General features: G+C 54.4%; 8 protein-coding genes. All 8 read left to right on the top strand.

The genetic code is table 11. The features are described from left to right. Positions 1-19: 19 nt before the first annotated feature. The 8 genes from NB063_RS29380 (at position 20) to NB063_RS29345 (ending at position 15279) form a co-directional block, all read left to right on the top strand. The gene (locus NB063_RS29380; RefSeq protein ID WP_250932852.1) at positions 20-1486 is read left to right on the top strand and encodes a sulfatase; all 1467 of its coding nucleotides are present in this window, start codon (positions 20-22) and stop codon (positions 1484-1486) included. Between the two features lie 151 nt (positions 1487-1637). Continuing rightward, the gene (locus NB063_RS29375) at positions 1638-6152 is read left to right on the top strand and encodes a sulfatase-like hydrolase/transferase (RefSeq protein ID WP_250932849.1); all 4515 of its coding nucleotides are present in this window, start codon (positions 1638-1640) and stop codon (positions 6150-6152) included. Positions 6153-6256: 104 nt separating this feature from the next. After that, positions 6257-7684, top strand: coding sequence for a sulfatase (locus tag NB063_RS29370; RefSeq protein ID WP_250932845.1), 1428 nt, complete (start codon positions 6257-6259; stop codon positions 7682-7684). 234 nt (positions 7685-7918) lie between these two features. Beyond that, a complete protein-coding gene (locus tag NB063_RS29365; protein ID WP_250932843.1) occupies positions 7919-9121 on the top strand; it encodes a BNR repeat-containing protein in 1203 nt (400 codons plus the stop codon). A 17-nt stretch (positions 9122-9138) separates the two neighbouring features. Further along, entirely contained in the window at positions 9139-10656 is a 1518-nt protein-coding gene (locus tag NB063_RS29360; protein WP_250932841.1) for a sulfatase, read from the top strand. Then, positions 10653-12353, top strand: coding sequence for a sulfatase-like hydrolase/transferase (locus NB063_RS29355; protein WP_250932840.1), 1701 nt, complete (start codon positions 10653-10655; stop codon positions 12351-12353). Before NB063_RS29360 ends, NB063_RS29355 begins: the two co-directional genes overlap by 4 nt. Positions 12354-12419: 66 nt before the next feature. Then, a complete protein-coding gene (locus tag NB063_RS29350) occupies positions 12420-14285 on the top strand; it encodes a sulfatase family protein (protein WP_250932839.1) in 1866 nt (621 codons plus the stop codon). A gap of 313 nt (positions 14286-14598) precedes the next feature. Further along, positions 14599-15279 (top strand): GNAT family N-acetyltransferase, encoded by a 681-nt coding sequence (locus NB063_RS29345; protein WP_250932837.1) that lies wholly within the window; start codon positions 14599-14601, stop codon positions 15277-15279. Positions 15280-15349 lie beyond the last annotated feature (70 nt).

The raw sequence follows: 15349 nt of genomic DNA, 5'->3' as shown, positions 1-15349 counted from the left end.
ACTATATGAGAATCGAACGATGAAAACGACCTGTCTGATTGCGCTTGCCATGGTCGCATCAGCGGTGATTCCGCAATCACCGGCAGATGCTGAAATGCCGAACGTTTTGTTCCTGATTGCCGATGACCTGAATACCGCTCTGAGTGGTTTCGGGCACAAACAATGCAAAACACCGAATCTCGATCGCCTGGCGGAACGCGGCGTCAAGTTTGAGAATATGCACTGTCAGTATCCGGTTTGTGGTGCGTCGCGTGCTTCGATCATGTCCGGCCTTTATCCGTATTCAAATTTGACGCTGGGCAATGAGGGCACCTTGCGAGGCAATATGCCGAATGTGGTCACGTTGTCGCAGACTTTTCGCAATAACGGCTACTACGCGGGACGAGTCAGCAAGATTTATCACATGCGGATTCCATTTGAGATCATTGACGGAACAGCGGAAAGCGATGATCCCTTCTCATGGGACGAAGCGATCAACATCAAAGCTCCGGAGCATAACGCTGCTGGAGAACTGACAAACTGGTCGCCAAAAGACAAAGGGTCACAGGCCTTTGTTGGTGTTGTTGCATCCGGCGGCGACAGCGATCACGCCGACGGGATGGCAGCGGATCGAGCCATCGAGATACTCGACCGAGTAAAACACAAACCGTTTTTTCTAGCCGTGGGATTCGTGAGACCACACGTGCCGCTCGTCGCTCCGAAAAAGTATTTCGACCTATACAGTCGAGAGGAAATGGAAACACCGTTGGTGCCGGAGAATGACCTGGACGACGTGCCGGGGATCATCCGCAATTACAAACGAAACAGCACGACGTACGGCATCACGCCAGAGCTGCACAAAGGACTGTTACAGGCCTACTACGCCAGCATTTCCTTTATGGACGCACAGGTCGGACGCGTCTTGGATGCTTTGGAAGAAAGGGGGTTGGCGGATAATACGATTGTCGTATTCACCAGTGATCACGGCTACCTTTTGGGCCATCACCACAAATTTCAGAAGCAGCACTTGTTCGAGGAGGCCACACGAGTGCCGTTTATCATCAGCGTGCCGTGGCTTAATGATCAGCACGGCCGTGGCACCACAAAAATCACGGAACTCGTCGACCTTTATCCGACTCTGGCCGAACTGGCCAGCCTTACCGCTCCGGACACGCTTCAGGGAACCAGCTTGAAACCACTTCTGGTTGATACCGAATCGTCTTCCTGGAAGAAGGACCAAGCATTTACTATCAGCCGCAGCGGCGGGGAATCGATTCGCACACCACAATGGCGGTTTACGCAGTGGGGTTTTGGCGAGAAAGGGTTGGAACTGTACGACCTGCAAAAAGATCCGGGTGAATTCACCAATCAGGCAGGAAATCCAGAGTATGCCTCGGTGGTGACGATGATGCGGGCGCAACTGATCGCCAAACGTGATGCGACGGGTTTCAAGCAGCATCAGGCTGCGATTGTCGGCACGTCAGCCACAGGCAAACCAAAGAAGTAGTCGCGATGGCCGGAGAGTTGACCGAATGCAAATGGTTTTACTATCGGCACGCCCAGCGATATCGCAAGAAAATCCTGAAGTTGAAATTTTGGCGTGTGTTACGCAAACAATGGTTCAAGAGATGATCTTTCACTCACCCTCTAGTTACCTAATGATGAAAAACAGATACGCAGCGATTGCATTACTGCTGATGCTCTCGACGGTACAAGCCAGTGCTGGCGAAAAACCTAACGTCTTGTTCATCGCAGTTGATGACCTGAAACCGATGCTCGGGTGCTACGGCGACACGGATGTTCTGACGCCCAACATCGATTCGCTGGCCCAGCGCGGTACGGTGTTTCTGAACGCTTCCTGCCAGCAATCGGTCTGCGCACCCTCGCGGGCCAGTCTGATGACGGGCACCTACGCCGATACCACGAAGGTCTACGATCTCAAGACGCAAATGCGCAAGGCGAACCCCCACACGCTCACGCTGCCTGAATATCTCCGTCGGCACGGTTACGAAACCACAGGGACGGGGAAGATTTACGATCCGCGCAGCGTCGACAAATCCTTCGACGCCCCGTCGTGGACGCAGCCGTTCCTGCAACATGCGCCCCGTGAGTATTCTCCCAAAGGAATCAAGAGACCTGTATCCGGATATCAGGATCCGGAGGTGCAAAGGCAAGTCAAGGCGTTCAATGCTTGGTTGAAAGTGAACGGTATCACCGAGCAGGACAAGGAAGCTTATGCCGCCGCTCGGGAAAAGTTTCCGCTGTCCAAGCCGACGGTCGAGTGCCTGGATCTTCCGGATGAGGCTTACGACGATGGGATTTTTGCCATCTGCGCGATGGACCAGATGAAGAAGCTGGCCGAGGGCGACAAGCCTTTCTTTCTTGCGGTGGGCATGGCCAAGCCGCATCTCCCGTTCGTGGCGCCAAAGAAATATTGGGACCTGTATGATCGATCGAAGATTGAACTGGCACCTTTCCAGCACGCACCTGCGAACGCACCGGATTTCGCTGGTCAGCCCTCGTGGGAACTGCGCCACTATTCCGGGGTTCCGGCCAGCCCAACCCCAATCCCGCAGGAGATGCAGAGAGAGTTAATACATGGTTACCGTGCCTGTGTGAGCTATATCGATGCACAAATCGGCAAGGTACTCGACCAGCTTGATGAACTGGGACTGGCTGACAATACGATCGTTGTGCTGTGGGGCGATCACGGTTGGCATCTGGGCGATCACGGCATGTTCTGCAAACACACCAACTACGAGCAGGCCGTCCGTTCGCCGCTAATCATTGCCGCGCCGAGACAGAAGGCGACGGGAGTCAAAACGGATTCACCATCCGAGTTTGTTGATATTTTCCCAACGCTCTGCGAACTGGTCGGACTTCCCGTCCCCGAAAGTGTCGAGGGCCTTTCGCTGCAGCCAATCCTTGACGATCCTGACGCGATGGTGCACGAAGCAGCGTTGGAACAGTATCCCCGCAATCCTAACAAGATGGGCTACACGCTCCGCGACAAACGCTACCGCTATATCAAATGGATCGAAATGGACTACTACGGCGGCGAACGATCCGGCCCGATGGTTGCCAATGAGCTTACGACTATGAAAACAATCCGCTTGAAACTGTCAACCTCGCCAGCAATCCAGAACACAAAGACGTCGTCGCCAACTTTGAACGTATCTTCCAGGAACGCGGCATCGCGCAGGAAAACTAACATGAAAATCGAGCGACGTGTTTTTATCGTGCTCTGCATGGCTTTTCTGCAGGCAGGCATGCTGATGGCAGACGACGGGCGACGGCCGAACATTGTTTTCTTCATCGCCGACGACATGCTGCCGAGACACTTCAACTGCCTGCCTGAGGGCAAAGGCAAGAACCTGACGCCGAACATCGACCGCCTGACCCGCGAAGGAACGGTGATGACCGAACAGCATGTCTGTTCACCCGTCTGCACACCGAGTCGCTACAACGTGCTGACGGGAAACTATGCCAGCCGCGCCAATAACGCGTGGTTCAAATCGATTACCAAAAAGGAAGGGCAGTCGGTTGTTGGGTTCAACACACACATCATTAAGAGTGACACGACGCTGCCGGGTTTGTTGAAAAGAGCCGGATACACCACGGGCATGGTCGGGAAGAACCACGTGGTCGAAGTGGCCGGGCTGAAAAGGTTTCCCGACTTCGATGCGAGCGCCAAAGACCCGGCAAATGAATCGCAGTTAAAGGCGAATCATGATCGCGTGTGTCAGGCGATTGGCGAAACCGGTTTTGATTACGTTGACCGTGTTTACCACAACAATCCCGACTTCCTGGGGCTGCACGACGTGGCCGTGCAAAACATGGATTGGATCACCGAGGGCGGGGTCGATTTCATCGGCCAGCCCCGTGACAAGCCGTTCTTCCTCTACTTTGCCACGACCGTTCCCCATGGACCGACTACGGCGAAGAGGTCCTGGAACGCCGATCCGAGAGTCACGGCGATTGGCTATTTGGACAAGGCACCCGACACGCTGCCCGCTCGCGATACGATTCCGGATCGATTGATCCAGGCCGGTTTCCCTGTCAACGACGACACGGCCAATATGCTGTGGCTTGACGATGCCGTTGGCTCGCTGTTTGACAAACTGGAGGCAACAGGCCAACTAAACGATACGGTGTTCTTCTTCTGCAGCGACCATGGACAAGGCGCTAAGGGCACGCTGTATCAAGGTGGTGTGCATAATCCGAGTATCGTCTGGAAAAAGGGCGGCTTTCCGGTCGGTCCCCAAAGCGATGCGCTGGTGTCGATCGTTGACTTTGCTCCGACGATTTTGGATATCGCCCGTGCGGATGATTCCCATGTCAAATTCGACGGCGAAAGTTTTCTTCCCTATCTAAACGGCACACCGCAGGAACCGGGACGCGTGCTCTACTTTGAACTGGGTTATGCCCGCGCAATCCGCAAAGACAACTGGAAATACATGGCAATCCGCTATCCCGAGCATGTGGAAACCATGACCCTGGACGAGCGTGCAAAAGTACTCGCGGATTGGAACGCCGAGCGTCGCCGCATGCATTTACCGATCGTGACAGAAGACCCTTCGAAACCCTTCAGCCACTTAACGGCGATTCCGGGTGGCGGCCATGCCGAGGCCACATCGACCGGGGCCTACCCCGGCTACTTTGATCGCGACCAGTTGTACGATCTCGCAAACGATCCGGGCGAGCTTCACAACTTGGCAGGCGATCCTGCTCATGCGGAAACACTTCGCAAGTTGCGATTAGAACTCGTCAACTATGTTAACGATCTACCGGGTGGCTTCGCGGAGCTAGCGACGAAGAAGACCGAGGCAGACTCAGCGAGACTTGAGTCTCACACAATCACGCAGAACGGCATCCGCGACTACTCCTATTTCAGCGATGAGTACATCGTGCACACAAATTTGTGGGGTGCCCGTGCGATGAAGGATGCAGTTCCTGAGTTCACGTTCAATCTGCGGTATTCGAAGTCCAAGCCGCTGGTGCCAATTGCGTACGACTGGTCCATCTCTGAGGAGTTTTCGCTCCCCATCTTTCCGTACTATGGTTATGGAGATCGAATGTGGAAAGAGAAGCGAGAATCCACGACAACCAAATTGCCGATTCGCGTTAGGGATTTGCGAGCCTGTGACATTCACTACAAGTTAAAGATCGACGAAGCAGCATTCCGAAAAGCCAAAGGCAATCTGACTGTTGACGTTTGGTTAGGAGATCAACCAACAAACAACGATCACTCAATGCGAACGGAAATAATGCTATGGTTCGATCACGCGAACCAAACTCCAATTGGTGCCAAGAACCATCAGGGGACTTACGAATTCGGCGGCGTGAAATGGGACTTGTTCATTGGTGAATTCCCCAAGGGCGCCACGGTGGTCAATTCATTCATTGCTCAGCGTCCGGTCCACGAAGGCACGATCGACTTCTTGGTTCCACTGAATATCGTCAAAGAGAAAGGGCATATCAGCGACGCAACGTTTCTCGGTGGATTTGAGCTTGGAAATGAGATTTTTAAAGGGGGTGGTTCGACGACGGTCAAGCAGTTCCATGTCGACGTCCAACCAAAGGGGTTTCCACAGGAGGAATTTGTCCATGAGTGGAGGTTCCTCGATCGACCGATCAGCAAATGTGAGTTCGATGGAACGAAAGGCTTTGATACGAAGGTCGAGAACAGTGAGGCGGTGAGTTCACGGACAGTCATGGCCCGTTTCACACTTGATGACGTGAAGCGGCGTCAAGTCATCTACAAGGAAGGCGGAGCCGACAGCGGGCTCTCGATCTACGTGTCATCCGGCAAGATCCATGTTGCTAACTGGAACACCGTCGATAACGAAGTCGAACGCAGCATTGTGAGTAGCCCAGTCGAACCGCAGGCGGATGCGAAGCGCAAGCGACCCGCTGAGTATTTTGTTGTCGCGGCCGCCGTCGAAAGTAGCAACAAGACCTTGACCGCATTTGTCAACGGCAAGAAGGTCGGGGCCAGACCATTTCACGGGCTCGCTGCAAACCGAGGCACAACAACGCTCGGTTACACCGACGGACCCCTGCGATACTACACCGGTCTTTCCGAAGGACCCGCGTTTCTAAAAGGCGTCATCGACGACGTTCTCGTATTCAACAAACGTCTAACAGCCGAAGAAATCGGCACATTGGAATAGCATCGTTTGGTCACTCGAGGGATCGGCCCGCCATCCCACGTTTTTTATGCGTAGGATCGACGCAGCGATCCACGACTATCCCACTTCCTTCTTGCGAAACCATCATGAAACCCTCTTTCCTTGTTGCGACCGCCCTTCTTCTTTTCGCCTCGGTTGCGACTGCTCAATCGCCACGGAAAAACATTCTCTTCATCGGCGTCGATGATTTACGAGTCGAGCTTGGTTGTTACGGCGCCGAGTACATGAACACGCCAAATCTGGATTCCTTCGCTCGGCAGGGACTTCTGTTTGAACAGGCATACTGCCAGCAGGCTGTTTGTGCGCCTTCACGCATTAGCCTGATGACCGGTATGCGTCCTGATTCGACCGGAGTCTTCGACCTCGACCATCCTTTGAACGAGGCTCTTCCCGACGCGATGTCGATGCCACGGTTTTTCAAAGAAAACGGCTATCGAACCGTCTCTCTCGGGAAAATCTACCACCACGGCCAGGACGACAAGGCGTTTTGGGATGTGGTCGATCCTTGCTCGACGCCCCCGTACGCGGGGCCGAAGACGTCTGCCGTGATCGCCGAAAAAACCAAGGAAGCGAAGAAGCGAAAGTTAAAAGGCAAGGAACTTCGACAGTTCATCAAAGGGCCAGCGTTCGAGAACGCGGATGTCACGGACAGTACCTATTCGGATGGTGTGATCGCTGACAACGCAATTGAGCAACTTCGTCAGAAAGACGATCGCCCGTTCTTCTTGGCGGTTGGTTTCAAAAAGCCTCACCTGCCTTTCGTCGCTCCCAGGAAGTATTGGAACATGTATGATCCGGCTGAGATTGAGATCCCCGCGCGAACACCGCCCCGCGGTGCCGCAGACCAAGCCACCACCAGTTGGGGTGAACTGCGAGCTTATGCCGGCATTCCCGCCAAAGAGGATCTGTCCGACGAACAGACTCGTACGTTGATCCACGCGTATCGTGCGTGTGTGTCCTACATCGACGCCCAAGTTGGCCGAGTGCTCGAGGAAGTTGACCGGCAGGGCCTTCGTGAAAACACAATCATCGTGTTCTGGAGCGACCACGGATGGAAACTCGGTGAATACGGCGACTGGTGCAAGCACACCAACTTTGAATTGGATACTCGCGTCCCCCTGATTTTCAGCGGTTCGGGTATTCCGAGCGGAACGCGATCACGGGCATTGGTGGAATACATCGACATCTACCCGACGCTGGCTCAGTGGTGCGGACTGATGATTCCGAAAGCATGCCAAGGCGAGAGCCTGTTGCCGCTGTTCGCTGATCCGTCACTGCCCGGCAAGCAAGCGGCACTAAGCCAGTATCCTCGCGGCGGCGTCATGGGTTATTCGATCCGCAGCGGCAACTGGCGATACACGAGATGGCAACGGAAAAACGGCGAGGTGATTGCGAGAGAGTTATATGATCATTCTCGGTCTGACGTCGCGACTGAGAACATTGCCGAACTTCCAGGAAACGCTGACACGGTGAAGCAACTCGATCAGCGGCTACTTGAAATCGTTAGTCCCTGACGCAGATCATTCGAAACCAAAAAAGTTCACAAAGCTGATCGAACCATCATTGAGATACAGACATCCCTTAGAACCGGAGCTTGACACGGAATGAATCACTGTTTGTCTATCTTCCTCGGCCTGATCGTCCTGGCTTGCCCCTCGATGTCACGCAGCGATGTTTTTGGCGACTCCCCTTCGCAGGCTTCACCGGCAGGCACTCGATACCGTGTGTCGACTGTTACTGAAACAGGAATGCCCAAGACGATCGTCAAACGAGGTGCCAGTTGGAATTTTGGACCTGGAGCGTTGCAGACGTATCTGGGGTGGCAGTACGCCGCCTTTTGGGACGCGAATAGGCAAGTGTCGGTCGCCCGTCGCGAACTACCGCAGGGCGATTGGCAATGCGTCTCACTAAGCGGCTACCAACGCACTTCTGACACCAATCGCGGCAAAGGAGGACCGATCGCTCGCGGATTTGGAGACGGACATGAAAAGGTGGCAATGGGCATTTCAAGTGACGGCGTCATTCATCTGGCATTCGATCATCACGTGTCCACGTTGCACTATCGGTGCAGTCGACGGGGCCTCGCGAACAAACCCGCAGGGTTCACTTGGTCAGACGACATGTTTGGTGCCGTCCAAGACAACTTGGGTGGCCCCAGCATCGCATCCGTCACGTACCCGAATTTCGTTCGAGACGGCGATCGAATGTCGCTGTATTTGCGACTCAATGGAGGTTCAGGCAACGCGGATTCGCATTTCTTTGAGTATCAAGCCGGACGCTGGGTCGTCAATGATGCAGGCTCCAGCAAGCTGATCGACAAACACTGGTCCGGTGGCAACGGAACGGTCAATGCCTACCCGCACACGATGGTTGTCCACGAAGGTCGCCGGCATCTCACATGGTGCTGGAGGGACACACCCGATGCCCGCACGTGTCATGACCTCTGTTACGCGTACAGTGACGACCACGGTCGAATGTGGAAAAACAACGCGGGCGAGACGATCGCGGAACGCGGTTCCAAACATATCACTGCCGATTCACCCGGAATTGTGGTGTTGGAAATACCACCCGGTTCGACGTACACCAATGGTGGGTCGATGACGGTGGATGATACCGGTGGTATTCACATTTTAATGCGCGGCCCAAACGGACGTGCCCTGACCGCCCAACGCAATATCCAGACGGGAGATTGGAATCGTGGTGAAGGGTTGACTCTCGGAGAGTTGGTCGCAGTCCCTCGGCAATTGCTGGTCGTCGCCGAAAGCGGATTGTACCGTGCGAGCAATGCTGGACATGGAACGCTCACCAGGCTTGATGGGCCCATCGAAAGTTGGTGCAAAGACAGTCGCTTCGTCGTCGATCGCTCCCGTTGGCAACACGGTCAAACGATCTCGGTGATCGGCCAGAACGGTACGGTGGTCAGCGTGATCGACTTTTCAATCGAAGATTAACAAACGAAAGATACCATATGTCGCGAATTTTCGTCGCCGTGTTGTTCATGTCGGCAGCGCCAATCTTGGCGTTGGCCGATGGGCAGTCGTCCAGCCAAACGAAGCCCAATATCTTGTTCATCGCTGTCGATGATCTGAACGACTACATTACTCCGCTAGACAATCTTCCCGGAGTCAAGACTCCGAACTTTGATCGGCTGGCTAGACGAAGCGTGAGTTTTGCCAACGCTCATTGCGCCGCGCCGGTTTGCCACGCGTCTCGCGTCGCGATGATGACGGGGGTGCACCCGGTGACCTCGGGCATCTACAAGAATCTGTTCGGAGCTCATGGACCACGCTGGCGGGACGAATCACCTGCGCTGAAAGATGCCGTTGTCTTATCGCAGCATTTTCGTGATCACGGTTATCACGCTGCCGGGGGTGGGAAAGTTTTCCATACGTTGCAATGGTCGCCGGGCGATTCGCAAAACGATCCGGATGCGTGGGATGAATATCGTGGTGATCCGTTGGACCCGATTTCCCAAGACTGGCCGCGGCCCCAGTTGGTTCCCGATGCCGAAGCCGGTTTGACACCGGGCCGCCCGCTCGGCCCCCGGCACCTTTTCGGAGCCCAACCGCTATTAGTTCCCGATGAGGAAACCGGGGATCACATGGTGGTCGACTGGGCGAGCGAGCAACTTGCCAAGCCACACGACAAGCCTTTGTTCTTGGCCGTCGGTCTGTTTCGACCACACATCCCGTTTGAGGTGCCGCAGAAGTACTTCGATATGCATCCACTGGAATCGATCAATCTTCCCGAAGTCGCCGAGAACGACCTTGATGATTCGCGGCCGCCCCAGCGTCAACCGTGGCACCGCTGGGTCGTGAAGAACAGGCAATGGGAAAAGATGATGCAAGGCTACCTAGCCAGCATCAGCTATACCGACCACCAACTTGGGCGTTTGCTCGACGCACTTGACGCTTCACCGCTGAAAGATAACACGATCGTCGTGTTGTGGAGCGACCACGGTTTTCACATTGGTGAAAAAGAGAATTGGGAAAAATTCTGTCTCTGGGATCAGACCACACGCGTTCCGTTGTTCATCCATGTTCCCGGTCAAAGTGCCGATGGCCAAAGCACGCGACAACCGGCGACGCTGACCGACGTCTATCCGACTCTATGTGAACTGGCTGGATTGCCGATACCGCCACAGTGCGATGGTCATTCGCTTGTTCCGCAGATCAAGAATCCATCAACGAAACACGGCCGACTCTCGTTGACCTCGTATATCTTCGCCGCGGAACCTTCGCATGCCGTGTCGGATCATCGCTATCGATTCATCCGATATCACGATGGCTTTGAGGAACTATACGATTTGAAAAACGATCCCAACGAGTTCACCAATCTGGCTAGCGATCCAAACATGGCAAATACGAAAGCTCGACTCGCCGAAGGGTTTCCGAAGCGAGTGGCGCCATCCCGGGGTGTCCCCAAAGAATCGAAGTACAACCTCAAACGACCTCGCAAATCCACTTTATCTCGAGTATCCAATTGAACAAGCTCCTCACTCTCTGTCTTGCGTCGCTTTGGCTGTCGTCATCGGCGGTTGATGCCGCCGAAACGCGGCCCAATATTCTATTGATCTACGTGGATGATCTCGCTTACAACGACATCGGTGGCTACTCGTATCCGGGTGACATCGCCGACGGTGAAGCTCCGATGCCCTTTCCTGAAGTGAGTGCTTACGCGGGTCCGAACCAAGCATTAGGGATCGTAGATGGCAAGTGGGTTTCGATCACGCCATGTCTGGATAGATTTGCGAAGCAGGGCATCAAACTAACTTGCTATCACTCCCCGTCGTCGGTTTGTTCACCCTCCCGCTTGGGACTGCTGACCGGACGGACGCCGGCTCGATTCATGCTGGGCGGCATCATCAGCAAACACAACTCAGCGGGATTGCCGTCTCGCGAGATCACCATCCCTGAGATGCTCAAAAGCGTCGGTTACGAAACCGCCGTGTTTGGAAAATGGCATTTGGGGCATGGCGATCAGCATGCCCCCACCAACCACGGCTTTGACCACTATCAACCCGCGACAGGAGATCGCGCCACCGAACTATTACGATTGGTTCAGGATGCGTCGGAGTTCATGTCACGCGATCGCGATGATCCGTTCTTCGTGTATTTTGCATGTCACCAGCCACACTATCCCAATGTGGCTCATCCTGATTTCGTGGGCAGCGTCGATAAGCTGCTGGGGAAACGCACTTATCTCAAGGGTGACGGAACGACGGACACGATCGAGATATCCAGCGCGTATCACGACGTCGTGCACGAGCTGGACTTTCGTGTCGAGCAGTTACTTCGAACACTTGATCAAGCTGGAATCACCGATGACACCCTCGTGATTTTCACGTCCGACAATGGTCCCTGGTCGAATCATCCGAAAGCGAGAGACGGCATTCCAGGAATCTCAGGAACGGGATACCCTTTTCGCGGGTCGAAGTTCCAGGATTTTGAAGGCAGTACCCGCGTCCCTGCCATCATTCGCTACCCGGGCGTGCTGGCCGCCGGCACGGTTTCCAATGAGCCCGTCACCGGTTTGGACTGGTGGAAAACTTTCGCCGGACTCGCGGGCGCTTCGGTACCAAGCGATCGCAGTATGGACGGTTACGACGTGTGGCCGTTCCTGACAGGGCTTCCCGGTGCGACATCACCTCGACCCTTTGTGCTGCACGATCGCGGCAAGTCGATTACTGCGATCAGCAATCGCGGCGACAAGCAATTCACCGACCGTCTGGTTGATGTCCGCACTGACTTCAGTGAACAGCGGGATGTCAGTGACACCCGTCCCGAACTTACTGCTGAGCTGAAGCAACAACTGGACTCAATTAATGTGACTATCAACGAAGACAGACCGGGCCTCGAGAACGCGTCCGATCAACGAATTTTGGTGGGGCATCCTGGGCGTTACGTTGAAGTGCCGAAAGGCGAGACATCATCGTTCTCAATTCGGCTGGCAACAGCTCCCAAACGCCCGGTCGTTATCAATTTTCCTCAACGCAGTGGATCAGTTGGTCTGACGTTGAATCGGCAGTCGGTCACGTTCAGTACCACCAACTGGCATACTCCGCAGGACGTCACGGTGACTTCGGCGGGTCAAACAACGGCAACTCAATACGCAACATTTGAGGCCGTCGGTACGGATCAAATCCCGATCCATGAAATCTACATTCGCGAAACCGCCAATTGAAATTGATTTGCTTGGCATTTTCCTGCCGAACGAGATCGTGTATTTCGCACAAAACGCTGTCAAGTAATGAACCACTCTCAAGCGAAAGTCAACATGAAGTCATCTTCGGCTGCGGTCACAGCAAAATCGATTGTTTTCCGATCTTTACTCATCTCGCTCATCACGCTGTCGCATTCAGCTGTCGGAGCGAGCGACGATCGGCCTAACATCATCGTTTTTTATACCGACGACCATGGTCACGCTGATCTGTCGTGCCAGGGTGTGCTCGACGACATCAAAACGCCCAATGTGGACGCATTGGCTAAAAACGGTGTGCTCGCCCGGCATGGCTACAGCACCGCGCCACAGTGCATCCCCTCCCGCGCCGGATTGCTGGTCGGAAAGTTCCAATCCAAATTCGGTGTCGAAGCGAATGGCTCTTCGCTCGTAGGCTTTGACAACGAAACAACGATCGCTGAGCGACTTCAGTCAGCGGGATACGTCACGGCCCAGTTTGGCAAATGGCACTTGGGCAGAGGAGAAGAAATCACCGAACATGGGTTCAAGCATGTCTTTAATCAGAATAACGGCGGGAAATTCGCGGCCAACATTGAGTTGAATGGGAAAGATCGCGAAATGGGGATTGTTCCACCCAAGGCCTATCACATCGATGCTTGTAGCCAAGCAGCAGCGGCCATCATCGATCGTTATCAAGACGACCCATTCTTTTTATACGTCGCCTATCGAGCTCCACACGTCCCATTGGACGCTCCGCGGAAGTATCTCGACCGATTTCCGAGCAAAATGCCTGAGCGACGTCGGCAAGCGTTGGCCATGCTCTCCGCGGTAGATGATGGAGTAGGATTGATCACTGAAACGCTGGCGAAGCACAATCTGACCGAAAAGACGCTGATCTTTTATATCGGCGACAATGGCGCGCCGCTAAAGATTCACAAGCTCGACGCGCCGGGTGGCGGCCCCGGTTGGGACGGTTCTTTGAACGACCCACTTAACGGTGAAAAAGGAATGCTGTCCGAAGGTGGGATGCATGTTCCATTCGTGATCTCTTGGCCTGGGACGATTTCGGCAGGTCAAGTGTTCGATCACCCGATAAGCGCGCTCGACGTGGCAGCAACGGTTGCCGAACTCGCGAAGGTCGAATCGAAACCCGGCGACCTCGACGGCGTCAATTTGATTCCGTTTCTCAGCGGTAGAAAGGAAGGTGCTCCCCATGAGTTTCTCGCGTGGCGTTGGGTTGCCCAATCTGCGATCCGGGAAGGCGACTGGAAGCTATTGCGGGGCGGTGAGCGTGAGTATCTGTACAACCTGAAGAGTGACCTCGAAGAGCAGAACAATCTGTTGGACCAGCATCCCGAGATCGCTGATCGGCTGCGGGAAAGATTGTCACGGTGGGCAAGTCAGCTTGATCCACCGGGGCTGGCTTACGGTGCCATGTCTGCGCCGGCGAACGACTACTTCGACTTTTATCTCGAGGGCAAACCGGCGCCCCCTTTGCGTGAGAAGTATCAGCCGAAATCTGAATCAAAACCAAAGAACATCGCGTCTCGATGGATCATTCGCGGCGGCACAATGAAAGACACCAGCGAGGGCTTGCAGATAGCACCGCCAAAGCCTGGTGGCAAGCAAACTCCATTCATTGCCAGAAATGGTTTGAGTCTGGTCGGCCCTGTTTCAATCAGCATGGTTTTGAAGACTGAAGCGTCCGGTCAGATCGGCCTCTCCTGGCGCAGTTCAGCGGACAAGGATTTCGCGGCGGCCAACCGCGTGAATGTCGCCGTGGAAAAATCGGATCAATGGCAAACGATCCAAGCCAAGCTTCCCGTTGAAGCGAAGATCATTCATGTGCGTATCCAAGTCCCAACTGGAACGACGTTGATCAAGTCCATCGAACTCAAACCGGCAACCGGGAAAACTGTAACGCTGGTTCAATAGACGGCTCATGAGCGATCGTGGGTCGCTCGGAGCGTCGATTGAATTACTGCGGGATTTCATTAGCAGCGAACCGGCGCAGCCCATCCGGAAACGCGGGATGTACTGTACTTTGGACCGGACGCAGGAAGGATGTCGCAAGGCGTGGAGGCCTTGGAAATGGGATCCGTTATAAGGAGACGACGTCGGCAGTTGCGGCCGAAATCTCCCTCTGTCGAGTTAGACAGGCGTCAATTCGTCACCTATTCTTTGGCGGTGTCCTGTCCCGGTATTTCTTTGGCACCGTGTACTCTCTCGCGATAAATGGCTTCGGAATATGTCGGTTCTTCGGAAAATAAAGAGCCACGGAATCATTCATTCGGCTGAAATCATTTTCAATCGGATCGTTCCCGCATGGATCTTTCGCTTTTCCGTTGGCACGGTGCTCGAGCTGGATCTGCCCAAGCTTTGCGAAGTTCTCGACAAGCTGCCGCCGGAAGACTTTGTGCTCCGCTGTGTCGATGATCCGGTCGCGGTTGCTGAACTCCGCGAGACGACCTGGAACTCCGTTCCTGTGGAAACGACTCGGAATCATTTGGGTTATTCCATCTCCCGAAACGACGATCCCGGGCTCACCCTCGGTGGTGTTTGGGGGGGCATCGAGCGGTTTAACGAAGCCGATCTGGGATTCCAAATCCAGTTGGAAAAGGATCAGGCACTCATTTATTGTGCTTATGTTTCCAAGCAAGCGCGTGGTGGCGGTATCTACACGCGTGTCCTGTCATTTGCCGCGCGTGATCTTCGATCGCGTGGTCATGATCAGTTGCGGGTGATGATCCAGCCATGGAACAAAGCGTCGATGTACATCCACCGAAAGTACGCGGTTCGCTCTCTCGGCAACGTCGCTGTCATACGAGTCTTCGGATTGGTCATGGTGTTTTGCACCGGAGAGATTTCCAAAAACAAAACCTGCACGACCGGACTGTTATCCAATCCCGTGCTGATCACATTCCCGTGATGCGATTCGATTGAGATCGAACGAAGGGGGCCTAATCACGTACACAGAAGTGATTCGGTATAACGACAAT

It is taken from the genome of Aporhodopirellula aestuarii (assembly GCF_023701485.1).
In the GTDB taxonomy this organism is placed as follows: Bacteria; Planctomycetota; Planctomycetia; order Pirellulales; family Pirellulaceae; genus Rhodopirellula; species Rhodopirellula aestuarii.
The sequence above is the reverse complement of the archived record's forward strand: the minus strand, read 5'-3'. Positions and strand labels throughout refer to the sequence as shown.